Origin of the sequence: Streptomyces sp. NPDC091412 (assembly GCF_044756885.1) — a bacterium.
In the GTDB taxonomy this organism is placed as follows: Bacteria; Actinomycetota; Actinomycetes; order Streptomycetales; family Streptomycetaceae; genus Streptomyces.
On record NZ_JBIVTV010000006.1, the window covers coordinates 55,299 to 79,680 of the forward strand.

The 24,382-nt window shown below is 71.0% G+C and carries 20 protein-coding genes; 9 read left to right on the plus strand and 11 right to left on the minus strand.

Annotated features, from left to right (window positions below):
* Nucleotides 1-16: 16 nt before the first annotated feature.
* A complete protein-coding gene (aspS, locus tag ACIQMV_RS17315) occupies nucleotides 17-1,780 on the minus strand; it encodes an aspartate--tRNA ligase (protein ID WP_141359794.1) in 1,764 nt (587 codons plus the stop codon).
* A gap of 194 nt (nucleotides 1,781-1,974) precedes the next feature.
* On the opposite strand from aspS, the gene ACIQMV_RS17320 reads away from it, so the two are divergent.
* A complete protein-coding gene (locus ACIQMV_RS17320; RefSeq protein WP_402593604.1) occupies nucleotides 1,975-4,137 on the plus strand; it encodes a SpoIIE family protein phosphatase in 2,163 nt (720 codons plus the stop codon).
* Nucleotides 4,138-4,157: 20 nt separating this feature from the next.
* Here the strand turns inward: ACIQMV_RS17320 and ACIQMV_RS17325 are convergent, their stop codons facing one another.
* The 3 genes from ACIQMV_RS17325 to ACIQMV_RS17335 form a co-directional block, all read right to left on the minus strand.
* Nucleotides 4,158-5,204, minus strand: coding sequence for an AI-2E family transporter (locus ACIQMV_RS17325; RefSeq protein WP_172632906.1), 1,047 nt, complete (start codon nucleotides 5,202-5,204; stop codon nucleotides 4,158-4,160).
* A gap of 183 nt (nucleotides 5,205-5,387) precedes the next feature.
* Nucleotides 5,388-6,359, minus strand: coding sequence for a pirin family protein (locus ACIQMV_RS17330; protein ID WP_402593606.1), 972 nt, complete (start codon nucleotides 6,357-6,359; stop codon nucleotides 5,388-5,390).
* A gap of 172 nt (nucleotides 6,360-6,531) precedes the next feature.
* Entirely contained in the window at nucleotides 6,532-7,014 is a 483-nt protein-coding gene (locus ACIQMV_RS17335) for an SseB family protein (RefSeq protein ID WP_141366432.1), read from the minus strand.
* Between the two features lie 160 nt (nucleotides 7,015-7,174).
* Between ACIQMV_RS17335 and ACIQMV_RS17340 the strand changes: the two genes are divergently transcribed.
* From ACIQMV_RS17340 to ACIQMV_RS17360, 5 genes are all read left to right on the plus strand, one after another.
* Nucleotides 7,175-9,001: an acyl-CoA dehydrogenase gene (locus ACIQMV_RS17340; RefSeq protein WP_402593608.1), complete on the plus strand. Its 1,827-nt coding sequence runs from the start codon at nucleotides 7,175-7,177 to the stop codon at nucleotides 8,999-9,001.
* Nucleotides 9,002-9,122: 121 nt separating this feature from the next.
* Nucleotides 9,123-10,421 carry a M18 family aminopeptidase gene (locus ACIQMV_RS17345; protein ID WP_401775869.1) on the plus strand — a complete coding sequence of 433 codons (1,299 nt, stop codon included), beginning with the start codon at nucleotides 9,123-9,125 and terminating at the stop codon, nucleotides 10,419-10,421.
* Between the two features lie 171 nt (nucleotides 10,422-10,592).
* A complete protein-coding gene (locus ACIQMV_RS17350) occupies nucleotides 10,593-10,841 on the plus strand; it encodes a DUF6458 family protein (protein WP_141359799.1) in 249 nt (82 codons plus the stop codon).
* A gap of 313 nt (nucleotides 10,842-11,154) precedes the next feature.
* Nucleotides 11,155-12,189: a glycosyltransferase family 2 protein gene (locus ACIQMV_RS17355; RefSeq protein WP_141366434.1), complete on the plus strand. Its 1,035-nt coding sequence runs from the start codon at nucleotides 11,155-11,157 to the stop codon at nucleotides 12,187-12,189.
* Nucleotides 12,190-12,257: 68 nt separating this feature from the next.
* The gene (locus ACIQMV_RS17360) at nucleotides 12,258-12,422 is read left to right on the plus strand and encodes a hypothetical protein (protein ID WP_172632907.1); all 165 of its coding nucleotides are present in this window, start codon (nucleotides 12,258-12,260) and stop codon (nucleotides 12,420-12,422) included.
* 177 nt (nucleotides 12,423-12,599) lie between these two features.
* On the opposite strand, the gene ACIQMV_RS17365 is transcribed toward ACIQMV_RS17360, so the two are convergent.
* Complete coding sequence (locus ACIQMV_RS17365; RefSeq protein WP_402593610.1) at nucleotides 12,600-14,429, minus strand: NHL domain-containing thioredoxin family protein; 1,830 nt, start codon at nucleotides 14,427-14,429, stop codon at nucleotides 12,600-12,602.
* 110 nt (nucleotides 14,430-14,539) lie between these two features.
* Between ACIQMV_RS17365 and ACIQMV_RS17370 the strand changes: the two genes are divergently transcribed.
* Complete coding sequence (locus ACIQMV_RS17370; protein ID WP_141359801.1) at nucleotides 14,540-15,034, plus strand: LURP-one-related/scramblase family protein; 495 nt, start codon at nucleotides 14,540-14,542, stop codon at nucleotides 15,032-15,034.
* Nucleotides 15,035-15,058: 24 nt separating this feature from the next.
* On the opposite strand, the gene ACIQMV_RS17375 is transcribed toward ACIQMV_RS17370, so the two are convergent.
* Nucleotides 15,059-15,883: a carbon-nitrogen family hydrolase gene (locus ACIQMV_RS17375; RefSeq protein WP_401775876.1), complete on the minus strand. Its 825-nt coding sequence runs from the start codon at nucleotides 15,881-15,883 to the stop codon at nucleotides 15,059-15,061.
* Nucleotides 15,884-16,064: 181 nt separating this feature from the next.
* Between ACIQMV_RS17375 and ACIQMV_RS17380 the strand changes: the two genes are divergently transcribed.
* Entirely contained in the window at nucleotides 16,065-16,889 is an 825-nt protein-coding gene (locus ACIQMV_RS17380; RefSeq protein WP_402593612.1) for a maleylpyruvate isomerase family mycothiol-dependent enzyme, read from the plus strand.
* A 135-nt stretch (nucleotides 16,890-17,024) separates the two neighbouring features.
* Here ACIQMV_RS17380 and ACIQMV_RS17385 read toward each other — a convergent pair whose 3' ends face one another.
* Both ACIQMV_RS17385 and ACIQMV_RS17390 read right to left on the minus strand, forming a co-directional pair.
* Entirely contained in the window at nucleotides 17,025-18,332 is a 1,308-nt protein-coding gene (locus ACIQMV_RS17385) for a nitrate/nitrite transporter (protein WP_141359804.1), read from the minus strand.
* Nucleotides 18,329-18,979 (minus strand): GntR family transcriptional regulator, encoded by a 651-nt coding sequence (locus tag ACIQMV_RS17390; protein ID WP_141359805.1) that lies wholly within the window; start codon nucleotides 18,977-18,979, stop codon nucleotides 18,329-18,331. Before ACIQMV_RS17390 ends, ACIQMV_RS17385 begins: the two co-directional genes overlap by 4 nt.
* Before the next feature lie 197 nt (nucleotides 18,980-19,176).
* On the opposite strand from ACIQMV_RS17390, the gene ACIQMV_RS17395 reads away from it, so the two are divergent.
* Complete coding sequence (locus ACIQMV_RS17395) at nucleotides 19,177-20,079, plus strand: D-alanyl-D-alanine carboxypeptidase family protein (protein ID WP_141359806.1); 903 nt, start codon at nucleotides 19,177-19,179, stop codon at nucleotides 20,077-20,079.
* Nucleotides 20,080-20,314: 235 nt separating this feature from the next.
* On the opposite strand, the gene ACIQMV_RS17400 is transcribed toward ACIQMV_RS17395, so the two are convergent.
* Genes ACIQMV_RS17400 through pdhA form a run of 3 tightly spaced genes read right to left on the minus strand, consistent with a single transcriptional unit; the run spans nucleotide 20,315 to nucleotide 23,927 of the window.
* Nucleotides 20,315-21,736 (minus strand): dihydrolipoamide acetyltransferase family protein, encoded by a 1,422-nt coding sequence (locus tag ACIQMV_RS17400; RefSeq protein ID WP_402593615.1) that lies wholly within the window; start codon nucleotides 21,734-21,736, stop codon nucleotides 20,315-20,317.
* Nucleotides 21,737-21,747: 11 nt separating this feature from the next.
* Complete coding sequence (locus ACIQMV_RS17405) at nucleotides 21,748-22,728, minus strand: alpha-ketoacid dehydrogenase subunit beta (RefSeq protein WP_141359808.1); 981 nt, start codon at nucleotides 22,726-22,728, stop codon at nucleotides 21,748-21,750.
* A gap of 2 nt (nucleotides 22,729-22,730) precedes the next feature.
* Nucleotides 22,731-23,927 (minus strand): pyruvate dehydrogenase (acetyl-transferring) E1 component subunit alpha, encoded by a 1,197-nt coding sequence (pdhA, locus tag ACIQMV_RS17410; RefSeq protein ID WP_402593617.1) that lies wholly within the window; start codon nucleotides 23,925-23,927, stop codon nucleotides 22,731-22,733.
* Between the last annotated feature and the right edge of the window lie 455 nt (nucleotides 23,928-24,382).

Sequence of the window (24,382 nt, forward strand, 5' to 3'; positions counted from 1 at the left end):
ATGCTGCGGCCGCGGCCTACTTCGGCTGCGGCTTGCGTACCGACAGGTGCAGTTCCCTCAGGCGGGACTCGTCCAGTTCGGTCGGGGCACCCATCATCAGGTCCTGGGCGTTGCCGTTGAGCGGGAAGGCGATGGTCTCGCGGATGTTGGGCTCGTCCGCGAGCAGCATGACGATGCGGTCGACGCCCGGCGCGATGCCGCCGTGCGGCGGGGCGCCGAAGCGGAACGCGCGGAGCATGCCGGCGAACTTCTCCTCGACGGTCTCGCGGTCGTAGCCCGCGATCTCGAAGGCCTTGAGCATGATGTCCGGCTCGTGGTTCCGGATGGCGCCGGAGGACAGCTCGACACCGTTGCAGACGATGTCGTACTGCCAGCCCAGGATGTCCAGCGGGTCCTGGGTCTCCAGGGCCTCCAGGCCGCCCTGCGGCATCGAGAACGGGTTGTGGGAGAAGTCGATCCCGCCCGTCTCCTCATCCCGCTCGTACATCGGGAAGTCGACGATCCAGCAGAAGCGGAAGACGTTCTCCTCGAACTGGCCGGCGCGCTTGGCGGCCTCCACCCGCACCGCGCCCATGATCTTCGAGACCTCGTCGAAGTCGCCCGCGCCGAAGAACACCGCGTGACCGGGGGCGAGCGACAGCCGCTTGGTCAGCTCCGCGACGTTCTCCTCGGTCAGGAACTTCGCGATCGGGCCGCTCAGCGCGCCGTCCTCGCCGACCCGCACCCACGCCAGGCCCTTCGCGCCCTGCTCGACCGCGTACTCGCCGAGCTGGTCGAAGAACTTGCGGGGCTGCCCGGCGGTGTCCGGCACCGGCAGCGCGCGGACGTGCTTGCCCGCGAACGCCTTGAACTCCGAGCCCGCGAAGATGTCGGTGATGTCGACGAGCTCCAGCTTGGCGCGCAGGTCCGGCTTGTCGGAGCCGTACTTCAGCATCGCCTCGCGGAACGGGATCCGCGGGAAGGGGGAGGTGACGTGGCGGCCGTCCCCGAACTCCTCGAAGAGCTCCGTCATGAGCTTCTCGATCGGCTGGAAGACGTCCTCCTGCTCGACGAAGCTCATCTCGACGTCGAGCTGGTAGAACTCGCCCGGCGAGCGGTCCGCGCGGGCGTCCTCGTCACGGAAGCAGGGGGCGATCTGGAAGTAGCGGTCGAAGCCCGAGATCATCAGCAGCTGCTTGAACTGCTGCGGGGCCTGCGGGAGGGCGTAGAACCTGCCCGGGTGGACCCGGGAGGGGACCACGTAGTCGCGGGCGCCCTCGGGGGAGGTGGCGGACAGGATCGGCGTCGCCATCTCGTTGAAGCCCATCGCCGACATCTTCTGGCGGATGGCGGAGATGACCGCCGTGCGCAGCAGGATGTTGCGGTGCATGCGCTCGCGGCGCAGGTCCAGGAAGCGGTACTCCAGGCGCCGCTCCTCGTTGACCCCGTCCTCGGCGTTGATGGTGAAGGGGAGCGGGGCCGCCGCGCCCAGCACCTCGACCTCGCCGACCTCGATCTCGATCTCGCCAGTGGGCAGCTCGGGGTTGACGTTGTCGGCGCCCCGGGAGACGACCTTGCCGTCGACGCGGACGACGGTCTCCTTGGAGAGCTTGTCGAGGGCCTCGTACGCGGGCGTGCCGGGACGGGCGACGAGCTGCGTGATGCCGTAGTGGTCGCGCAGATCGATGAAGAGGATGCCACCCAGGTCGCGCCGATTGTGCAGCCAGCCACTCAGCCGGACGTCGGTGCCGACGTCAGAGGCGCGGAGCTCGCCGCAGGTGTGGGACCTGTACCGATGCATCGTCGTTCATCCAGTCTTCGCGGATCGGGGATCACCGGGCGGGCACGGCCCGGACCTACCAAGCGTACCGGGCACCTCAAGATCGGCTCCCCACCATTAAGAGAGGTCCTGGGCGGCAACGGGGCAGCGCCGAAGTCCGCACGGCCGTACACCTTCGGTGGCAGTGTCCGATCGCCTCTTCTTACAGTGGGGCAATGCGCACTGGTGAGCCCCTGCCCGCCGTGGGGGACGTACTCGCCGCCCTCGCGACCGGGATGTGGCACTGGGACACGGCCACCGGCCTGGTCTCGGTCGACGCCGAGGCGGCCCGGCTGCTCGGGCTGCCCGCCGAGGAGGCCACGCTCAGGGAAGCCCAGGTACGCGCCCGCCTCCACCCGGTCGACTGGAACGAGATCACCGGCGTCGTGCAGCTGGCCGTCGCCGAGGGCACCCTCGCCGAGGTGCGCATCCGCATCATGGACGAGCGCAACCGGATCGTCCGCGTCGTGCGCAGCCGCTCCAAGCCGACCTTCGACGCCCGCAAGAAGGCGTACAAGCTGATCGGCACCCTTCAGGAGGTCGCCGAGCCGACGCCCGGTTCCCCCGCCGGGCGAAGAGCGGTCACCGGGGACTGGCGGCGCTCGCGGGAGGCCTTCCTGCTCGACGCCGGCCGGGCGCTGGCCGAGGCCCGCTCCACGGCGGAGGTGCTGCGGGTGGCGGCCGGCCTGTCGATGCCGGGGTTCTCGCCGGACGGGCTGGCGGTCTTCGGCATCCAGGGCGACCGGCTGACGATCATCGGCCACCACGGGCAGCGGCCCGGCGACGAGGGCCCCTTCGTGCACATGGCGCTGGAGACGGACTACCCGGCCGCCGAGGTGGTCCGCACCGGGCGGGCCGTCTACCTCTCCTCCCCGGGGCAGTACAAGTCCCGCTACCCGCTCACCTGGCCGCTCGCCGAGCGCTTCCACCGCCACTCCTGGGCGTTCCTGCCGCTGACCGTCGCGGGCCGCACGATGGGCGCCTGGATGGCCGCCTTCACCTACCCGGTGGCCTTCACCCCGGACGAGCGCTCGGTGCTGACCACGGTGGCCCGCATGCTCGCCCAGGCCCTGTCCCGGGCCGGGACCGCGGAGACCGAGCGGGAGCTGAGCGAGGGCCTGCAGCGCGCGATGATGCCGACGGTGGGCCCCGGGGTCCCCGGCATGGACGTGGCCGCCCGCTACGTCCCCACCGGCGGCGGCCTCCAGATCGGCGGCGACTGGTACGACATGATCCCGCTGCCCGGCGCCACCTCGCGGTCCCGCACGTCCGCCGGGCCGGGACGCTTCGCCCTGGTCATGGGGGACGTCCAGGGCCACGACGTGCGTGCCGCGGGGCTCATGGGCCAGCTGCGCATCGCCCTGCGCGCCTACGCCTCCGAGGGGCACCGCCCGGACGCGGTGCTCTCCCGCGCCTCCCGTTTCCTGCACGGCGTCCTCGCCGCCGGCGCCGACGCCGAGGACGCCGAGGACACTGACGGGGTCGCCGACCTGCGCTTCGCGACCTGCCTGTACGCCGAGGTCGACCCGCGAACCGGGGTCCTGGAGGTGGCCCGCGCGGGCCACCCGGACCCCGTGATACGGATGGCGGACGGCACGCTGCTGCAACGCCCGACGGCGGGCGGGCTGCCGCTCGGCATCGACCCGGACTCCGACTACCCGACCACCCGGTTCACCCTGGAGCCGGGCGAGACGATGATGATCTGCACGGACGGCCTGATCGAGACCGGCGGCCACGACCTGGACACCGGCTGGCAGCGGATCCGTACGGTCCTGGAACGGCACGGCGGCGACGCCGAGGAACTCGCCGACGCGCTGGTGCAGGCCGTGCACGGACCCTCCTCGCACCACACCACCGGGCCCCTGGCCGACCGGCGCGAGGACGACATCGCCGTGCTGCTGCTGAGCCGGCGCCGCGACGGCCGGGCGGTCCGCCCCAGGCTGCGGCACACCCTGATGACGGTCGCCCAGGCCGAGCCCGAGCGGGTCTCCGTGGCCCGCCGGCAACTGCGGGAGCTGCTGCACGACTGGTCGAGCGAGGAGCACGTGGACACGGCGGTGCTGCTGCTGTCGGAGACCCTCGCCAACGTCCTGCTGCACACCGACGTCGACGCGCTGGTGCTGGCCGAGGTCAGTGGCGAGAGGGGCGAGCGGCGTCTGCGGGTGCAGGTCACCGACGCCGGCGACGATCTGCCGCACAAGCGCCGGCCCGGCGAACTCGCCTCCTCCGGGCGCGGGCTGGTGCTGATCGAACTGCTCGCGGACGCGTGGGGCGTCGTGCCGCGGGGCCAGGGCAAGAGCATCTGGTTCGAGCTGTACGAGGCCTCGGTGGCCAGGTGAGCCGTTCCCCGGCATGAGCCCTACGGCGAAGCCGCGTACCGTTCCCGCAGCTCGTGCGCGGTCCCGAAGGCCGCCGCGGTCAGCGGCACCGCCAGCAGCATCCCCACGATCCCGGCGACCGACGCGCCCCCGGTGATCGCCAGCAGCACCACGGCCGGGTGCATCTGCACGGTCCGGCTCTGGATCAGCGGCTGGAGCACGTGCCCCTCCAGCACCTGTACCGCCAGCACCACCCCGAGCGCCCACAGCGCGATGACGAACCCGCGGTCGGCGAGCGCGACCAGCACGGAGACCGCACCGGAGAGGAAGGCGCCCAGGTAGGGGATGTAGGCGCCGACGAAGACCAGCGCGCCGAGCCCGACCGCGCCGGGCACCTTCAGCACGAGCAGGCCGACGGTGATGCAGACGGCGTCGATCAGCGCGATGAGCGTCGTGCCGCGCATGAAGCCCTCCACGGCCGCGAAGGCCCGCCGGGCCATGGCCTCCGCGGTGTCGCCGGTCCCGCGCGGGGCGAGCGTGCGCAGGGTGGCGGCGGCCTTGTGCGAGTCGCGCAGGAAGAAGAACACGAGCAGCAGGGCCAGTACGGCCATGGCGAGCGACTCGCCGACCACGCTGACCCCGCTGATGACGTTGGAGGCGGCCGTTCCGCCGAACTTCTCCAGGAGTCGCCTGCCGTTGGAGGCGAGGTCGTCCAGTGAGGTCCCGGCCGCCCCGAAGTGGGTGGTGAGCGACTGCGCGGCCTTCTTGAGCGAGGTGAGGATCTGGTCCCCGCTGTCGATCAGCGCGGCCACCACGATGTACACCGCACCGCCGACGACCACGACGACCGCCACACAGGTGATCCCGGCGGCGAGCGACCGGTTCACCCCGGCTCCCGCGAGCCGCCGGAACAACGGCCGCAGCAGTGCCGTCCCCAACAGCGCCAGCAGCACCGGGATCACCGCGGTCCGGAACACCACGCACAACCGCGCCCCGATCCACACCACCCCGGACACCAGCAGAACGGCGGCGCACCAGGCGGCGAGACGCCGGACGGGCTCGGGCAGCAGAGGAGCGGGGGCCTGCACACGTCCAGACGATCACACGCCGGACGTGCTGTCCCGTGCGGACGGCCCACCCGGGTGACACGGCGTCAGCCACCGGCGCTCCGGCCGGTGGCGCGGTCCGCGTCCCGCCCGGGGCCCGGCAGGAACGCGAAAGGGCCCCGTCCACCATCGGACGGGGCCCTCGCGCCCAGCGGCCGGGAGGGCCTACAGCCCTTCCTCGGTCATCCCGTGGATCGCCGGGACGGTGCCGAGGCGGCCCTTCTTGAAGTCCTCGAAGGCCTGCATGAGCTCGTCCCGGGTGTTCATGACGAAGGGGCCGTAGTGCGCCATCGGCTCGCGGATCGGCTGCCCGCCGAGGAGGACGACCTCCAGGTCGGGCGTATGCGCGTCCTGCTTCTCGTCCGCGCGGACGGTCAGCGAGGAACCGGCGCCGAAGATCGCGGTCTGGCCGAGGTGGATCGGCCGGCGTTCGGCGCCCACGGTGCCGCGTCCCGCCATCACGTACGCCAGGCCGTTGAAGTCCTCCCGCCAGGGCAGGGTGACCTCCGCGCCGGGCGCCACCGTCGCGTGGACCATCGTGATCGGCGTGTGCGTGACGCCGGGGCCGGCGTGGCCGTCCAGCTCACCGGCGATGACCCGCAGCAGCGCGCCGCCGTCGGGGGAGGTGAGCAGCTGGACGCTGCCGCCGCGGATGTCCTGGTAGCGCGGCGCCATCATCTTGTCCTTGGCCGGCAGGTTCACCCACAGCTGGAGGCCGTGGAAGAGGCCGCCGGACACGACCAGCGACTCCGGCGGGGCCTCGATGTGCAGCAGTCCGCTGCCCGCCGTCATCCACTGGGTGTCGCCGTTGGTGATGGTGCCGCCACCGCCGTTGGAGTCCTGGTGGTCGAAGACTCCGTCGATGATGTACGTGACGGTCTCGAAGCCGCGGTGCGGGTGCCAGGGGGTGCCCTTGGGCTCGCCCGGCGCGTACTCCACCTCACCCATCTGGTCCATCATGATGAACGGGTCGAGATGGCGGTAGTTGATCCCCGCGAACGCCCGGCGCACCGGGAAGCCCTCACCCTCGAATCCGCTGGGCGCGGTCGTGACGGTGAGCACGGGACGAGCCACGGCATCGGCGGGCGCGGCCACACGGGGCAGCGTCAACGGGTTCTCGACGGTCACTGCAGGCATGTCGGTTCCTCCTTGTGCGACCACTTTAGTTGAGCGTTGAACTTTCTGCCACCCCCAACAGAGGAAGCCCGGAGGGAATTCCCTCCGGGCTCCGAGCGGTGGCGTCCACGGCCGGTCCTAGTGCTGTGACCGGAAAGGTTCACCGGCTCGGCAAACCTTCCCGGCCACAGCACTAGCCGTACATCCGGCGCATCGCGAAGTCGACCATCTGCTCGACCGCCTTGGCGTCGAACACCATCCGGTGCTCGCCCTCCATGTCGAGCACGAAGCCGTAGCCGGTCGGCAGCAGGTCGATCACCTCGGCACCGGTGATCACGAAGTACTTGGACTCCTTGCCCGCGTACCGGCGCAGCTCCTTGAGCGAGGTGAACATCGGGATCACCGGCTGCTGGGTGTTGTGCAGCGCCAGGAAGCCGGGGTTGTCGCCGCGCGGGCAGTACACCTTGGAGGTCGCGAACACCTGCTGGAAGTCCTCGGCGGCCAGCTGCCCCGTGGTGAAGGCGCGCACCGCGTCCGCGAGCGAGGGCGGCGAGGGCTCGGGATAGGCGGGAGCCTGCTGGCCGTACCCGCCGACACCGCCGGGCATCTGCTGCTGCGGAGGGACGTACCCCTGCTGTGCCGCCCCGCTGTCCATCGGCTGGCCGTATCCGTACATGGCCCACAGCGTACTGACCCGCACGAGGGCTCGGTCACACATGGCGGGATCGGGGTTGCTTCTTATTACCGGCGGGTAGCATCATCGGAGCTACTAGTTGGTACGTGAACCAGATGCGAGGAGACAGTGCCTCGCCGAGCCCTCGACGGGAGCCGTGGCCATGGGGCACTACAAGTCGAACCTCCGCGACATCGAGTTCAACCTCTTCGAAGTGCTCGGACGCGACAAGCTGTACGGCACCGGTCCGTTCGAGGAGATGGACGCCGACACCGCCAGGAGCGTCCTGGAGGAGCTGACCCGCCTGGCGGAGAACGAGCTGGCGGAGTCCTTCGCGGACGCCGACCGCAACCCGCCGGTGTTCGACCCCGAGACGAACACCGCGCCGGTGCCGGAGACCTTCAAGAAGAGCTACAAGGCCTTCATGGACTCCGAGTACTGGCGCCTGGGCCTGCCCGAGGAGATCGGCGGCACCACCGCGCCCCCGTCCCTGATCTGGGCCTACGCCGAGCTGATCCTCGGCGCCAACCCGGCGATCTGGATGTACTCCTCCGGCCCGGCGTTCGCCCGCATCCTCTTCGAGGAGGGCACCGAGGAGCAGCGGAAGATTGCCTCGGTCGCGGTCGAGAGGACCTGGGGCTCCACCATGGTGCTCACCGAGCCCGACGCGGGCTCGGACGTCGGCGCCGGCCGCACCAGGGCGGTCCCGCAGGAGGACGGCTCCTGGCACATCGAGGGCGTGAAGCGCTTCATCACCTCCGGTGAGCACGACATGGAGGAGAACATCCTCCACTACGTCCTCGCCCGCCCCGAGGGCGCCGGCCCCGGCACCAAGGGCCTGTCCCTCTTCCTCGTGCCGAAGTACCTGTTCGACTGGGAGGCCGGCGAGCTGGGCGAGCGCAACGGCGTCTACGCCACCAACGTCGAGCACAAGATGGGCCTGAAGGCCTCCAACACCTGCGAGATGACCTTCGGCGACCGCCACCCCGCCAAGGGCTGGCTGATCGGCGACAAGCACGACGGCATCCGCCAGATGTTCCGCATCATCGAGTTCGCCCGCATGATGGTCGGCACGAAGGCGATCTCCACGCTGTCCACCGGCTACCTGAACGCGCTGGAGTACGCCAAGGAGCGCGTCCAGGGTCCCGACCTGGCGAACTTCATGGACAAGTCCGCGCCCAAGGTCACCATCACGCACCACCCCGACGTGCGCCGCTCGCTGATGACGCAGAAGGCGTACGCCGAGGGCATGCGCGCCCTCGTCCTGCACACCGCCGCGGTCCAGGACGCGATCGCGGTCAAGGAGGCCAACGGCGAGGACGCCTCGGCCGACCACGCGCTCAACGACCTGCTCCTGCCCATCGTCAAGGGCTACGGCTCGGAGAAGGGGTACGAGCAGCTCGCCCAGTCGCTGCAGACCTTCGGCGGCTCCGGCTTCCTCCAGGAGTACCCGGTCGAGCAGTACATCCGGGACGCCAAGATCGACACCCTGTACGAGGGCACCACGGCCATCCAGGGCCAGGACTTCTTCTTCCGGAAGATCGTCCGCAACCAGGGCGCCGCGCTGAACTCGATCGCCGAGGACATCAAGGAGTTCCTGGCCCTCGGCACCGGCGGTGAGGACCTGGCCGGCGCCCGCGAGCACCTCGCCAGGGCCGCCGCCGAACTGGAGGCCCTCGTCGGCCTGATGCTGACCGACCTCGCCGCCACCGAGAAGGACGTCAAGAGCATCTACAAGGTGGGCCTGAACACCACCCGTCTGCTGCTCGCCTCCGGTGACGTGATCGTCGGCCACCTGCTGCTCAAGGGCGCCGCGATCGCCGCCGAGAAGCTGGAGACGGCCTCCTCGAAGGACCGGGCGTTCTACCAGGGCAAGATCGCGGCGGCGAAGTTCTTCGCGGCCAACGTCCTGCCGGGCGTCACCCTGGCCCGCAAGGTCGCCCAGAACGTGGACCTGGACCTGATGGAGCTGGACGAGGCCGCCTTCTAGGACGGTCCCCACCCCACCTCCGTCCGTCTCCACCCCCCAACTGCGCTGCCCCACCCCCCACCCACGAGGGTCCACTCCCGGCACCGGGAGTGGACCCTCGTGACGTCGTTAAGGTGAACCCATGAGTACAAGCCAGCGCTTCGACCGCGGCCACACCGACGACCTGATGTCCTTCCTGGCGGCGAGCCCGTCGCCGTACCACGCCGTGGCGAACACGGCCGAGCGGCTGGAGAAGGCCGGCTTCCGCCAGGTCTGCGAGACGGACGCATGGGACGGCACGGCGGGCGGAAAGTACGTGCTGCGCGGCGGGGCGATCGTGGCCTGGTACGTCCCCGAGAGTGCCGCGCCGCACACCCCCTTCCGCATCGTCGGCGCGCACACCGACTCCCCCAACCTGCGGGTCAAGCCGCTGCCCGACACCGGGGCGCACGGCTGGCGCCAGGTCGCCGTGGAGATCTACGGCGGCCCGCTGATGAACTCCTGGCTCGACCGCGACCTGGGCCTGGCCGGCCGGCTCACGCTGCGCGACGGCTCCACCCGCCTGGTCAACGTCGACCGCCCGCTGCTGCGCGTCCCCCAGCTGGCGATCCACCTGGACCGCCAGGTCTCGGCGGAGGGTCTCAAGCTGGACAAGCAGCGGCACCTGCAACCGGTGTGGGGCCTGGGCGACGACGTCCGCGACGGCGACCTGATCGCCTTCCTCGCGGCGGAGGCGGGACTCGACGCGGGCGAGGTGGCCGGCTGGGACCTGATGACGCACTCCGTGGAGCCCCCCGCCTACCTGGGCCGGGACCGGGAGCTGATGGCCGGCCCCCGCATGGACAACCTGCTGTCGGTGCACGCCGCGGCGGCGGCGCTCACGGCCGTCACGGCGGGGACGCCGGAGCTGCCGTACATCCCGGTGCTGGCCGCCTTCGACCACGAGGAGAACGGCTCCCAGTCGGACACCGGAGCGGACGGCCCGCTGCTCGGATCGGTGCTGGAGCGCTCGGTGTTCACGCGCGGTGGATCGTTCGAGGACCGGGCGCGCGCCTTCGCCGGCACGGTCTGTCTGTCCTCCGACACCGGCCACGCCGTCCACCCCAACTACGCCGACCGGCACGACCCGACCCACCACCCGCGTGCGGGCGGCGGTCCGATCCTCAAGGTCAACGTCAACAACCGCTACGCGACGGACGGTTCGGGTCGCGCGGTGTGGGTGGCGGCCTGCGAGAAGGCCGGGGTCCCCTTCCAGTCCTTCGTCTCCAACAACTCGATGCCGTGCGGCACGACCATCGGCCCGATCACCGCGGCCCGGCACGGCATCCGCACCGTCGACATCGGCGTGGCCATCCTGTCGATGCACAGCGCCCGTGAACTGTGCGCCGCCGACGACCCGTTCCTGTTGGCGAACGCGCTGGTGGCGTTCCTGGAGGGCTGAGCGGCACGGCCTCCCCCAAGCTCTCGGCTTCGCTCGAGCAGGGGGACCCCCATGGCCCATGAGCGGCCGCCTCCGCATGGTCACCCGGCTTGCGGGTACCCGGAGTTGACCGGAAGGGACCGGAACCGACCGGAACCACCGGACCCGACACCGGACAGGGAGGCGACACTCATGGGCCTCGGCGGCTGCATCATCCTCATCGCCGTGGGAGCCATTCTCACGTTCGCGACCGACTGGCACATGCAGGGGGTCGACCTGCACGTGGTCGGCGTCATCCTGATGATCGTCGGTCTGATCGGCGTCACGACGTTCAGCAGCATCTACCGGCGCCGCCGCGTCATGGTGCCCCCCACCACGGTCGTCGAAGAGGACCGCCACCACCACGCACGCGACGGCTACGGCGACGGCTACGGCATCTGAGCACGTGCCGAGCCGGTCCCGCGGCCGCGGAACATGACGGACAGTCGCCAACAAGATTGAGCATTCCGTTACGCGCACCTCCTTGTCGTGTTGTGTGAATATCGTGAAGACTTGGTGCCCTTGAGCCCGTAGGGGAGAAACCGGGCACCAAGCAGCCATCACGACGGGGGACTCTGCCGTGCTCGACTTCGCCGCACCCGGCGGCTCCCTGGGCGCTGCGCCGGCAGCGCGGCCCCGACCCACGGGCCGGCACGCCGCCCGCCGCGCGCACGCCGCAGAGGAGGAGCCGGCCGGCAGACCCCGGCTCGCGGTCCTGATCCCCGCCCACAACGAGCAGGACCGCGTCGCCGCCGCGATCGAGGGTCTGTGGCGGCAGAGCCGGCGGCCGGACCTGATCGTGGTCGTCGCCGACAACTGCACGGACGACACCGCCCGGATCGCCGTCGCGCACGGCGCGCAGGTCTTCCACACCCAGGGCAACACCCACAAGAAGGCGGGCGCCCTCAACCAGGCCATCGCCTGGATGCTGCCCCACCTCGACGACCGGGACCTGCTGCTGGTGCAGGACGCCGACACCGTGCTCAACCCGTGGTTCGCCGAGACCGCCCTGGCCACCTTCAACCGCAAGGTCGGCGCCGTCGGCGGGGTCTTCTACGGCGAGGAGGGCGGCGGCCTGCTCGGTCTGCTCCAGCGCATGGAGTTCCACCGCTACGCCTGGGAGCTGGAACGCACCGGGGGCAAGGCCCAGGTGCTCACCGGCACCGGCACCATGTTCCGGGCCCGGGTGCTGCGCGAGGTGCGGGCGGCCCGCCGCGCCGGCGTCATCGGCGGCGGCAACGGCTACTACAGCCTCGCCTCCCTCACCGAGGACGACGAGATGACCAAGGCGGTCAAGACCCTCGGCTACCGCGCCATGTCCCCGGCGGGCTGCGCGGTCACCACCGAGGTCATGCCGACCCTGGGCAAGCTGTGGCACCAGCGGCTGCGCTGGCAGCGCGGCGCCCTGGAGAACCTCCGCGACTACGGCTGGACCCGCGTCACCGCCCGCTACTTCCTCCAGCAGTTCCTCATGGGGTTCGGCGCGCTGTCCTTCCTCGTCTACCTGACCTTCATGATCACGTCCATCACCCTGTACGGCCCGCCGGGCCTGTCACCGGTGTGGACCTCGATCGGCCTGATCTTCGTCGTCGAGAAGGTCGTCTCCGTACGCCGCGCCGGTCCCCTGCCGATGCTGGTGGCGCTGCTGATGATCCCGGAGATGCTCTACGACCTCTTCCAGCACGCCGTCTACTTCTGCTCGCTGTGGGGCCTGCTGCGCCGCAGCGAGGAGAAGTGGGTGGCCACCTGAGCCCCCCCACTCCGCGCCGCACCCGCGGCGCGACCTCTTCACACCCGCACCAGAGCAAGGAGAACGACATGTACGGACGAGTCGTCGGCGCCGGCACCACCGGCGCCGGAGGCGCCACGCTGGCCGCCACCGGCGTGTGGATGAACAGCATGGCCATGATGGTCGCGGCCACCACCCTGGTGGCGGCGGGAGTGGCCCTGTTCAAGCTGGCACCGCGCCCGCGGCGCCGCTAGTGCTGTGACCGGAAAGGTTCACCGGCTCGCGACGCCCGGCACGGCACCTCGCCGCGTTGTCGCATCACCCGAGTACATCCAGTACGCGGGCAATGCTCCGCCTTGCGATGTACCGCACCGGACGCCGCGAGCTTCCCGGCAAACCTTCCCGGCCACAGCACTAGGGCCTCTCGGCGATCAGCCTGCCGCGGTCTCGTCCATCCCGGCCAGGACGAGCGGCAGCCGGTCCGTCGCGCCCTCGGTGAGGCGGACCGGAACGCCCCAGTCCTGCTGGTGCACATGGCAGGCGGGGTACTCGTTCGCGGGGTCGTCGTCGCACGAGGCCGCCATCGCGGAGACGTGCAGGACACCCTCCGAAACGGCGGGGTTCAGCTCCAGTTCGCGGCACAGGTCGGTGTCCGCACCCTCGCCCTTCAGCAGCAGCTCGGGCGGGGTCGAGGAGACCAGCAGCCGGGTCGACGGTCCGTACCGGGTGTCGAGCTTCTGGCCCGCCGGGGCCTGGAAGATCACGTCCAGACGGAGGCGGCCGGGGGCGACCTCCGTGGCGGCGCGCCGGGTCCGGTGGGCGACGGCCTCGACCCGTACCGCCTCCTCCGGCAGCCGCAGCCGGGTCAGCCGGTGCCGGGCCGACTCCACGACCACGATGTCCTCACCGACCAGCACGGCGTCGCTGGGCTCACGCAGATCGGTGGCGAGCGTCGTGACCTCGCCGGTCGCCGGGTCGTAGCGGCGCAGGGCGTGGTTGTAGGTGTCGCTGACGGCGACCGAGCCGTCCGGCAGTGCGGTCACGCCCAGCGGGTGCTGGAGCAGCGCCTGTCCGGCGGCTCCGTCCCGGTGCCCGAAGTCGAACAGCCCGGTGCCGACCGCCGTGTGGACGGCGCCGTCGAGATCCACCCAGCGCAGGGCGGACGTCTCGGAGTCGGCGAGCCACAGCCGGTCGGGCGTGGCCGCGAGCCCGGAGGGCTGCGCGAACCAGGCCTCCGCGCCGGGCCCGTCGACGAGCCCCTCGTTCGTGGTCCCGGCGGTGACGGCGACGGTAGCCGCGACCGGGTCGTAGGCCCACAGCTGGTGCACGCCCGCCATGGCGATCCACACCTTGCCGTTCCACCAGGCCACGTCCCAGGGCGAGGACAGCTTCACGTCCAGCGCGGGACCGGACGTGGCCTCGCCCTGCATCCACTGGTGTCCGGTGCCGGCCAGGGTCGTGGTCCCGCCCGTCTCCGGGTCGAAGCGCCGCAGGGCGTGGTTGACCGTGTCGGCGACCACGACGGTGCCGTCCGGCAGGAGTGCGAGCCCCTGCGGCTCCTGGAACCGGGCCCGGTCCGGGCCACCGTCGGTCATCCCCCGGCCGCCCTGGCCGATCCGTCGCACCACGGTCTCGCCGTCCTCCGCCAGCTCCACCAGCTGGTGCCGGGTGGTGTCGCTGACCAGGAAGTTCCCGGACGGCAGCAGCACTGCCTTGCCCGGGAAGCGCAAGGTGGTGGGCTCCGGCTCCGGCGGCACGTACGGCCCGTCGCCGCGGCGCAGGGTGCCCTTCGCCCCGTGCTCGGCCTCCAGCTCCTCCACCAGCCGCTCGATCGCGTGCGCGTGCCCCTCGCCGGCGTGCTGCGCGACGACGTAGCCCTCCGGGTCGATGACGACCAGCGTCGGCCAGGCCCGAACCGCGTACTGCTTCCAGGTGGCGAGCTCCGGGTCGTCGAGCACCGGATGCTCCACGCCGTACCGCTCCACCGCGTCGACCACCGCATGGTGCTCCGCCTCGTGCACGAACTTCGGCGAGTGCACCCCGACGACCACGACCGTGTCCCGGTGCTTCTCCTCCAGCTCCCGCAGCTCGTCCAGGACGTGCAGGCAGTTCACACAGCAAAACGTCCAGAAATCCAGCACGACGCACTTGCCTCGCAGGTCGGCGAGCGTGAGGTTCTTGCCACCGGTGTTGAGCCAGCCGCCCTTGCCGATCAGCTCGGGGGCGCGTACGCGGGCTCGTCGGGGTGCCGTGTCGTTCATGGGACCAAGGGTGCCACCCGCCGGCGGCGGCCCGCCCGGCGCGGTGCCGTACTGGTCCCGTCGGACCACCGGCGGCGTCGCCGGGGCAAAGCCGGGGAAGCGGTGAGGACATGAGATTCCTCGTACGCGACCGGATTTTCGGCATCGGTGACGACTACTGGATCGAGGACGAGCACGGCCGCAAGGTCTTCCTCGTCGACGGCAAGGCGATGCGGCTGCGGGACACCTTCGAGCTGAAGGACGCCCACGGCCGGGTCCTGATCAACATCCACCAGAAGATGCTCGCGCTGCGGGACACGATGGTGATCGAGCGGGACGGGGAGGCCCTGGCGAAGATCAGGCGCAAGCGGCTGTCGCTGCTGCGCAACCACTACCGGGTGTCCATGGTGGACGGCACCGAGCTCGACGTCAGCGGCAAGATCCTCGACCGGGAGTTCGCCGTCGAGTACGACGGCGAACTGCTCGCGGTGATCTCCCGGCGCTGGCTGAGCGTCGTGGAGACCTACGGCGTCGACGTCGTGCGCGAGGACGCCGACCCCGCGCTGGTGATCGCGGTGGCGGTGTGCGTGATCCACCTGGCGGAGAAGGAACGCGAGGAGCGGTAGGCGCCGAGGAAGGAGCCGTAGGCGCTAGGAGCCGTCCTGACGGCGCGGCGGCTCCAGGCCGAGGACCCGGTCCTTCAGGGCCGGGAACTGGTCCCGGGTGGCCGGCACCCTCGCCGGATCGAAGTCGACCGTGAGGACCTCCTCGCCGGGGCCGGCCTCGGCCAGCACCTCGCCCCAGGGGTCCACCACGATCGAGTGACCCGCCTGCGGAACTCCCGCGTGCGTCCCGGCCGTTCCACAGGCGAGCACGAACGCCTGGTCCTCCACCGCCCGCGCCCGGGCCAGCAGCGTCCAGTGCGCACGCCGGCGCTCGGGCCAGCCCGCCGGGACCACCAGGGTCTGCGCCCCGGCGTCGACGAGCCCGCGGAAGAGTTCGGGGAAACGGAGGTCGTAACAGGTCGCGAGGCCCAGGACGGTGTCCGGCAGAGGGACCGTCACCAGTTCCCGCCCCGCGCTCATCAGCACGGCCTCGCCCTTGTCGAAGCCGAAGCGGTGGATCTTGCGGTAGACGGCGGCCAGCTCGCCGGAGGGGGAGAAGACCAGGGAGGTGTTGTAGAGGGAGCCCGCGGCCGAGTCGCCGTCGGACACGGCGCGTTCGGGGATCGAGCCGGCGTGCAGCCACACGCCCGCGTCGCTCGCCGCCTTGGCCATCGCCTCGTAGGTGGGACCCTCCAGCGGTTCGGCCTCGCGTTCGAACTCCTCGAAGGCGAAGGCCCCGGTGGTCCACAGCTCCGGCAGCACCACGAGGTCGGCCCCGGCCTGCTCGCCCACCAGCGCGGCCACCCGCCCACGCCGTGAATCGACCGATTCACCCTCGTTCACGGCAATCTGGATCAGCGAGGCGCGCACACTACCACCGTCCTGGCACTCGAGTCGTCCGGACAGGCCTACGATCGTCACACGAAAGCACTGCCGGGCTGCCTCACAGCAGCGTAACTTAGCGTTCCAAGACACCCGCCGACCGCAGCCACCTCCCACTGGCAATGCCATCACATCCGCCCGTGTACCGACCGCCGAGGGGTCCCGTTCCGTGAGTCTGCATCCCACCCTCCAGCCCTACGCCGATGCCTGGACCCACTCCGTCGAGGCGATATCGGAGCTGATGCAGCCCCTGGTGGAGGCCGATTGGAACCGGCGCACCCCGTGCCCGGGCTGGTCGGTCCGCGACGTCGTCTCGCACATCATCGGCATGGACTGCGAGATGCTGGGCGACCCGCGGCCCATCCACGCGCTCCCGCGCGACCTGTTCCACGTCACCAACGAGCACCAGCGCTACATGGAGATGCAGGTCGACGTCCGCCGCCACCACACGTCGCCGGAGATGACCTCCGAGCTGGAGTACACGATCATCCGCCGCAACCGCCAGCTGCGGAACGAGTCCCGCGACCCCGGCACCAAGATGCGCGGACCGCTCGGCGCGGAGATCAGCCTCGAAGAGGCCATGCGCTACCGCGCCTTCGACATCTGGGTGCACGAGCAGGACCTGCGCGCGGCCCTCGGCCGCCCCAGCGACCTCGACTCGCCCGGCGCCCACGTCGCCCGGGACTACCTGCTGGCCGCCCTCCCGGACGTGGTCGCGGTCAAGGCGGACGCCCCGCGCAGCTCGGCGATCGTCTTCGACGTGCACGGCCCGGTGGAGTTCCTGCGCACGATCCGCGTCGACATCCAGGGCCGCGGCACCCTGGAGACGGCCCCGGCCCTCGGTCCGGCGGCGACCCTCGCGCTCGACTGGGAGACCTTCGTCCGCCTGGCCTGCGGCCGGGTCACCCCGGAAGCGGTCGCGGACCGTGTGAAGACGGAGGGCGACCTGGACCTGGCGGCGGCGATCCTGCGGAACTTCGTGGTGACGGCCTAGGGTCGTGGCCGCGGACAGACGTGCCTCCCCGGGGGCGAGCCGGATCCCCCCTGCTCCAGGAGCCGGGGGGAGGCGCGTGTCGGCCGCGGCGAGCGCACCGGACCCGGACCCGTCTCGCGACGGAGCAGGGCACCGTCACGCCGGCACGTGCACCGTCTCCACCCGGCTGGCGACCAGCCGCTCCCGCTCCCGCCGGGCCGCCCGCTTCCGCAGCCGCAGGATCTGGCTCACGCCCAGCGCCTGGAGCACGAACACCGCCGAGAAGGCGATCCGGTAGTCGTCGCCGGTCGCGTCCAGCAGCACGCCGATCGCGAACAGCGTCGTCATCGAGGCCACGAAGCCGCCCATGTTGGTGATGCCCGACGCCGTTCCCTGACGCTCCGCCGGATTCGCCGGCCGCGCGAAGTCGAACCCGATCATCGAGGCCGGACCGCACGCGCCGAGCACCAGGCACAGCACGATCAGCAGCCACATCGGCGCCCGCCCGCCCGGATACGCCAGCGTCACCGCCCAGATGCCCGAGGTCGCCGCCACCGTGCCGAGCGCGAGCGGCAGCCGCGCCGCGTGGTGCCGGGCGACGATCTGCCCGTACACGAGCCCGACGGCCATGTTGGACACCACGACGAGCGTGAGCAGTTCACCCGCGTCCGCCCGCGAGAGGCCCTGGGCCTCGACCAGGAACGGCAGCCCCCACAGCAGCAGGAACACCATCGCCGGGAACTGCGTGGTGAAGTGCACCCACAGCCCGAGCCGCGTCCCGGGCTCCCGCCAGGACGCGGCGATCTGCCGGCGTACGTACGCGGCGCCCAGGTGGGGCAGCGGCTCCGGTTCGTGGCCCTCCGGGTGGTCCTTGAGGAACAGCACCAGCAGCACCAGCACCACCGCCCCGGCCAGCGCGCTGCCCGCGAAGGCCGCCGTCCAGCCCACGCCGTGCAGCAGCCGGGCCAGCACCAGCGTGGACACCAGGTTGCCGGCCATCCCGGCCAGCCCGGCCAGCTGGGCGACCAGCGGCCCGCGCCGGACGGGGAACCACCGGGTGCCCAGCCGCAGCACGCTGATGAACGTCATGGCGTCCCCGCAGCCGAGCAGCGCCCGCGAGGCGAGCGCGGTGCCGTACGACGGGGAGAACGCGAAGCCGAGCTGGCCGGCCGTGAAGAGCACGGCGCCGATCGCCAGCACCTTCTTGGTGCCGAGCCGGTCGACCAGCAGACCGACGGGTATCTGCATACCGGCGTAGACGAGGAGCTGGAGGATCGAGAACGTCGACAGCGCCGAGGCGCCCACGTGGAAGCGGTCGGCGGCGTCGAGACCGGCGACGCCCAGGGAGGTGCGGAAGATGACGGCGACGAAGTAGACGGCGACGCCGATGCTCCAGACGGCGACGGCGCGCCGGCCGCCGGGCGGATCACCGGGCAGGGAGGCCGGCGAGGACGAGGAGCTCACCGGACCTCCCCCCGGGCGAGGTGGGAGAACCAGTTGACGTGCCGGTGCACGACGTCGACGGCCGCCTCCGCGTCCCCCGAGCGCAGCGCGTCCAGGATCTGCTCGTGCTCGGCGAGCGTCTTGGCGAGCCGGTCGGGGTGGGAGTGCATGACGGCGACGCCCATGCGCAGCTGCCGGTCGCGCAACTGGTCGTAGAGCCGGGACAGGATCTCGTTGCCGCCGCTGCGGACGATCTCGGCGTGGAAGCAGCGGTCGGTGACGGCGGCCGCCGCGAAGTCACCGGCGGCGGCCTGCTTCTTCTGCTTCTGGAGCAGTTCCTCGAGCCGCTCGATGAGCCCCGGCGACGCGGGGACGGCCTTCCGGGCCGCGTACTCCTCGACCAGCTGCCGGGTCTCGACCACGTCGGCGATCTCCTGCGCGGAGACCGGCAGGACGAGGGCCCCCTTCTTCGGGTAGAGCTTGATGAGCCCCTCGACCTCCAGCCGCAGCAGCGCCTCGCGCACGGGCGTGCGCGAGACCCCGACGGCCTCGGCCAGTTCCCCCTCGGTCAGCAGGGTGCCGCCCTCGTAACTGCGGTCCAGGACAGCTTGCTTGACGTGTGTGTACACGCGATCGGCGGCGGGGGGCTGTTTCACGGCCAGGCTCATGCCCACAGCATAGATACAACACGTACCCAAGGCCCGCCCCATCCAGCATGCGGACCATACGGGCCCGATGGCCGAATCCACCCCGTAAACCGTGCAACCATCCACCCCACCCATGAGTCAGACAGGTGCGGCCCCACTTTGTGGGCTCTCAACTCTGCCGCACCGCCGAGGAATACAACATAATCGGGGTACCTCACTTGAAAACCGGCATCCAGGGCATCCGTATCCGCAGAGCCGCCGCAGTCGCCGTGACCACGAGCGCCGTGCTCGCCGCCGGGGCCCTCACCGCGGCACCCGCGCAGGCCGTCACCACGCCGACGATCGTGGCCAAGGGCGGCTACGTGATGGACGACGCGACCGGCAAGTCCCTCTACGGCAAGGCCGCGGACACCAAGCGCTCCACCGGCTCCACCACGAAGATCATGACCGCCAAGGTCGTGCTGGCCCAGCCGAATCTGAACCTCGACGCCAAGGTCACCATCCAGAAGGCGTACAGCGACTACGTCGTCAAGAACAACGCCTCCCAGGCCCACCTGATCGTCGGCGACAAGGTGACCGTCCGTCAGCTGCTGTACGGCCTGATGCTGCCCTCGGGCTGCGACGCCGCGTACGCGCTGGCCGACAAGTACGGTTCGGGCTCGACGCGGGACGCGCGCGTGAAGTCCTTCATCGGCAAGATGAACAGCACCGCCAAGAGCCTCGGCATGACGAACACGCGCTTCGACTCGTTCGACGGCATCGGCAAGGGCAGCAACTACTCGACGCCGCGCGACCTGACGAAGCTGGCGCGCAGCGCGATGAAGAGCTCCACGTTCCGTACGATCGTGAAGACGAAGTCGTACACCGCCAAGACCGTCACCAAGACGGGCAGCACCCGCACGATGGGCAAGTGGACGAACACGAACACCCTGCTCAGCAGCTACAGCGGCGCGATCGGCGTGAAGACGGGCTCCGGTCCCCAGGCCGGGGCCTGCCTCGTCTTCGCCGCCACCAGGAACGGCAGGACCGTCATCGGTACGGTCCTGGCCTCGTCCACGTACGCGCAGCGCGCGACGGACGCGACGAAGCTCCTGAACTACGGGTTCGCCAAGAAGGTCTGACACCCGCCCACCAGGCCGAAGGGCCCGCCGCTGACCTCAGCGGCGGGCCCTCGGTTCAGACGCGTGTGTCCCGGTGGGGCCTGGAGGTGGCCGAGGTGGCCTTCGGCCCGCTCGACGCACTGCGCAGCCACCGGCCGAGCTGACCCTCCCGGCCCGTCACACCCCCTGGACCACCGCATGCGCCGGGGCGGCGCACCTCCGTGAGAGGTGCGCCGCCCCGTTTCGCCACGGGCTGCTACGCCCAGGTGATCAGTCGCTTCGGCTGTTCCAGGATCGCGGCCACGTCGGCCAGGACCTTGGAGCCGAGTTCGCCGTCGACCAGGCGGTGGTCGAAGCTGAGCGCCAGCGTGGTGACCTGGCGGGGCTTGACCTTGCCCTTGTGGACCCACGGCTGGAGCTTGATCGCGCCGACCGCGAGGATCGCCGACTCGCCGGGGTTGAGGATCGGCGTGCCGGTGTCGACGCCGAAGACGCCGACGTTGGTGATCGTCACCGTGCCGCCCTGCATGGCCGCCGGGGACGTCCTGCCCTCGCGGGCCGTGGCCACCAGCTCGCCGAGCGCCTCCGCGAGCTGCGGCAGCGTCTTGGCGTGGGCGTCCTTGATGTTCGGCACGATCAGGCCGCGCGGGGTCGCCGCCGCGATGCCCAGGTTGACGTAGTGCTTCAGGACGATCTCCTGAGCCGCCTCGTCCCAGGACGCGTTGATCTCCGGGTTGCGCTTGATGGCGACCAGCAGGGCCTTGGCGATCAGCAGCAGCGGGTTGACCCGCAGCCCCTGCATGTCCTTGTCCTGCTTGAGCTCCTCGACCAGCTTCATCGTGCGCGTCACGTCCACCGTCACGAACTCCGTGACGTGCGGGGCCGTGAACGCCGAGCCGACCATCGCCGCCGCCGTCGCCTTGCGGACGCCCTTGACGGGGACCCGGGTCTCGCGCACCCCGTCGTAGCTCACGGCGGGAGCCGCGGCCACCGGCGCCGGCGCAGCCGCGGGCTCGGGGGTCGTGGGTGCGGCCGGTGCCGCCACCGCCGCGTGCACGTCCTCGCGCGTGATGATGCCGTCCGGGCCGGACGGCACGACCGTGGCGAGGTCCACGCCCAGGTCCTTGGCCAGCTTGCGCACCGGCGGCTTGGCCAGCGGGCGGGGCCCGGCGGGCGCCGCGACGGCCGCCGGGGCCACGGTGCCGTGGCCGTTCAGCTCCGGCCGGGGTGCCGTCGCCGCCGGGGCGGCCGCGGCCTCCGGGCCCTTGCGCGGACGGCGCTTGGTGGAGGACACCGAGACGCCGTAGCCCACCAGCACCGGCTGGCGGCCCTGCGGCTTCTCCTCCCCGTCCGGGTCCGGCTCGGTCTTCGGCTCGGCCACCGGAGCGGCCTGCGCCGGTACCTCGGCCGGGGCCGCGCCCGCCACCTGCACCGCGATGATGGACGTGCCCACGTCCACCGTGGTGCCCTCGGCGAAGTGCAGCTCGCGCACCACCCCGTCGTAGGGGATGGGCAGTTCGACGGCCGCCTTGGCGGTCTCGACCTCGCAGACCACCTGGCCGTCGGTGACCGTGTCACCGGGCTGGACGTACCACTTGAGGATCTCCGCCTCGGTCAGACCCTCGCCGACATCCGGCATCTTGAACTCACGCACGGACGCATCGGTCATCGTCGTCACGAACCTCTCCCTCAGTACGCCAGCGAGCGGTCGACGGCGTCGAGCACGCGGTCCAGGTCCGGCAGGTAGGACTCCTCCAGGCGGGCCGGCGGGTACGGGGCGTGGTAGCCGCCGACCCGCAGCACGGGGGCCTCCAGGTGGTAGAAGCAGCGCTCGGTGATCCGGGCGGCGATCTCCGCGCCGGAACCGAAGAACACCGGCGCCTCGTGGACGACGACGAGGCGGCGCGTCCGCTCCACCGAGGCCTGGATGGCGTCGAAGTCGATCGGGGAGACCGAGCGCAGGTCCAGGACCTCCAGGGACTTGCCCTCCTCGGCGGCCGCGGCGGCGACCTCCTGGCAGAGCTTCACCATCGGGCCGTAGGCCGCCAGGGTCAGGTCCGTGCCCTCGCGGACGACCTGCGCCTTGTGCAGCGGGTTCGGGATGGCCTCCGTGTTGACCTCGGCCTTGTCCCAGTAGCGCCGCTTGGGCTCGAAGTAGATCACCGGGTCGTCGCTCTGGATGGCCTGCTGCATCATCCAGTACGCGTCCGACGCGTTGGAGGGGCTGACGATCTTCAGACCCGCCACGTGCGCGAACAGCGCCTCGGGGGACTCCGAGTGGTGCTCGACCGCGCCGATGCCACCGCCGTAGGGGATGCGGATGACGACCGGGAGCTTGACCTTGCCCAGCGAGCGGGCGTGCATCTTCGCGAGCTGCGTGACGATCTGGTCGTACGCCGGGAACACGAAGCCGTCGAACTGGATCTCGACCACCGGGCGGTAGCCGCGCAGGGCGAGGCCGATCGCGGTGCCGACGATGCCGGACTCGGCGAGCGGGGTGTCGATGACGCGGCTCTCGCCGAAGTCCTTCTGGAGGCCGTCCGTCACCCGGAACACGCCGCCGAGCTTGCCGACGTCCTCGCCCATGATGAGGACCTTGGGGTCGGTGTCCAGGGCGCGGCGCAGCGACTCGTTGATCGCCTTGGCCAGGGCCATCTTCTCAGCAGCCATGATCAGACCCCCTCTGCGTCCGCGAACGACGCCTGGTAGGCGGCGAACTGGGCGCGCTCCTCGTCGACGAGCGCATGCCCGTCCGCGTACACGTTCTCGAAGATGGCGAAAAGGTCCGGGTCGGGCATGGCACGGACCGCTTCGCGCACTCGTTTGCCCAACGCCTCGCTCTCGGCCTCGAGTTCCTCGAAGAATCCCTCGTCCGCGTGGTGTGCGGCCTCCAGGTGGCGGCGAAGGCGCAGGATCGGGTCCTTCGCCTCCCAGGCCAGGCGCTCCTCGTCCCCCCGGTAGCGGGTGGGGTCGTCGGAGGTGGTGTGGGCGCCCATGCGGTAGGTGTACGCCTCGACCAGGGTGGGGCCCTCGCCGTTGCGGGCGCGCTCCAGGGCCCACTTGGTGACGGCGAGGCAGGCCAGTACGTCGTTGCCGTCGACGCGGACGCCGGGGAAGCCGAAGCCCGCCGCGCGCTGGTAGAGCGGGACGCGGGTCTGCTTCTCGGTCGGCTCGGAGATCGCCCACTGGTTGTTCTGGCAGAAGAACACCACGGGGGCGTTGTAGACCGCGGAGAAGGTGAAGGCCTCGGCCACGTCGCCCTGGCTGGAGGCGCCGTCGCCGAAGTAGGCGATGACCGCGGAGTCGGCGCCGTCCTTGGCGACGCCCATCGCGTAGCCGGTGGCGTGCAGCGCCTGGGAGCCGATGACGATCGTGTAGAGGTGGAAGTTGTTGCCGTTGGGGTCCCAACCGCCGTTGTTCACACCCCGGAACATGCCGAGCAGGTTGGTCGGATCCACCCCGCGGCACCAGGCGACGCCGTGTTCACGGTAGGTCGGGAAGACGTAGTCGTCCTCGCGGGTGGCGCGGCCGGAGCCGATCTGGGCGGCCTCCTGGCCGAGCAGCGAGGCCCACAGACCCAGTTCGCCCTGGCGCTGCAGGGCGGTGGCCTCGGCGTCGAAGCGGCGGGTGAGCACCATGTCGCGGTACAGGCCGCGAAGCTCCTCGGCGGTGATGCCGGCGACGTACTTGTCGTACTCGGCGTTCTTGACGCGCTTGCCCTCGGGCGTCAGCAACTGCACGAGTTCGGGGTCGGCGCTCTTCTTGGCGCCGGTACGCCGCCTGGTGTCTGCGGCTTTCGTGCCGGTCGCGCCGGCCTTGCTTCCGGCGCTGCGTCGCGGTGTGCGCGCGGCAGTGCTCTCCACGGTCACGTGTGCTCCTCCGTCGGTCCGGCCCCGGGGTTGCCGGTAGCCAGTGCGGCTCACCTGTTCCGGACCACCGGGCACGGGGTGGGTGCCACTCGGCCGGGAACAGGCGTGACAGGTGCCCCGGCGAGCGCCCTGCAGCAGTCACGTTACCCAGTGCTCCACATTTCTGGGAAACCCCCCTGACCTGGGCGTTTCCTTGGATTTCCAAGTATTTCCACTTGGACGTCCAAGTACCTCGCCGGACAGTCGGGGCAGCCGCTGGTCACAGCCGTGCAGGGGGCCGGAACACCGGCACGTTATCCCGGCCACCCCTGAGTCGGGAAGGGTCGGCGAATGGCCGGAACTGCTCTTGATGGATGACCCCGCACGGGGGAAGGCGAAACGGGACCCGCCGGGCGGCGGCAAGGGACGCCTCCGAGGGCGTACCGGCGCACGGCGGGCGGTGTCGGGACGGCATC

Coding starts and splice junctions, on each gene's coding strand:
- aspS (WP_141359794.1), bottom strand. CDS start 1,780: ATGCATCGGTACAGGTCCCACACCTGCGGCGAGCTCCGCGCCTCTGAC.
- ACIQMV_RS17320 (WP_402593604.1), top strand. CDS start 1,975: ATGCGCACTGGTGAGCCCCTGCCCGCCGTGGGGGACGTACTCGCCGCC.
- ACIQMV_RS17330 (WP_402593606.1), bottom strand. CDS start 6,359: ATGCCTGCAGTGACCGTCGAGAACCCGTTGACGCTGCCCCGTGTGGCC.
- ACIQMV_RS17335 (WP_141366432.1), bottom strand. CDS start 7,014: ATGTACGGATACGGCCAGCCGATGGACAGCGGGGCGGCACAGCAGGGG.
- ACIQMV_RS17340 (WP_402593608.1), top strand. CDS start 7,175: ATGGGGCACTACAAGTCGAACCTCCGCGACATCGAGTTCAACCTCTTC.
- ACIQMV_RS17345 (WP_401775869.1), top strand. CDS start 9,123: ATGAGTACAAGCCAGCGCTTCGACCGCGGCCACACCGACGACCTGATG.
- ACIQMV_RS17350 (WP_141359799.1), top strand. CDS start 10,593: ATGGGCCTCGGCGGCTGCATCATCCTCATCGCCGTGGGAGCCATTCTC.
- ACIQMV_RS17360 (WP_172632907.1), top strand. CDS start 12,258: ATGTACGGACGAGTCGTCGGCGCCGGCACCACCGGCGCCGGAGGCGCC.
- ACIQMV_RS17365 (WP_402593610.1), bottom strand. CDS start 14,429: ATGAACGACACGGCACCCCGACGAGCCCGCGTACGCGCCCCCGAGCTG.
- ACIQMV_RS17370 (WP_141359801.1), top strand. CDS start 14,540: ATGAGATTCCTCGTACGCGACCGGATTTTCGGCATCGGTGACGACTAC.
- ACIQMV_RS17390 (WP_141359805.1), bottom strand. CDS start 18,979: ATGAGCCTGGCCGTGAAACAGCCCCCCGCCGCCGATCGCGTGTACACA.
- ACIQMV_RS17405 (WP_141359808.1), bottom strand. CDS start 22,728: ATGGCTGCTGAGAAGATGGCCCTGGCCAAGGCGATCAACGAGTCGCTG.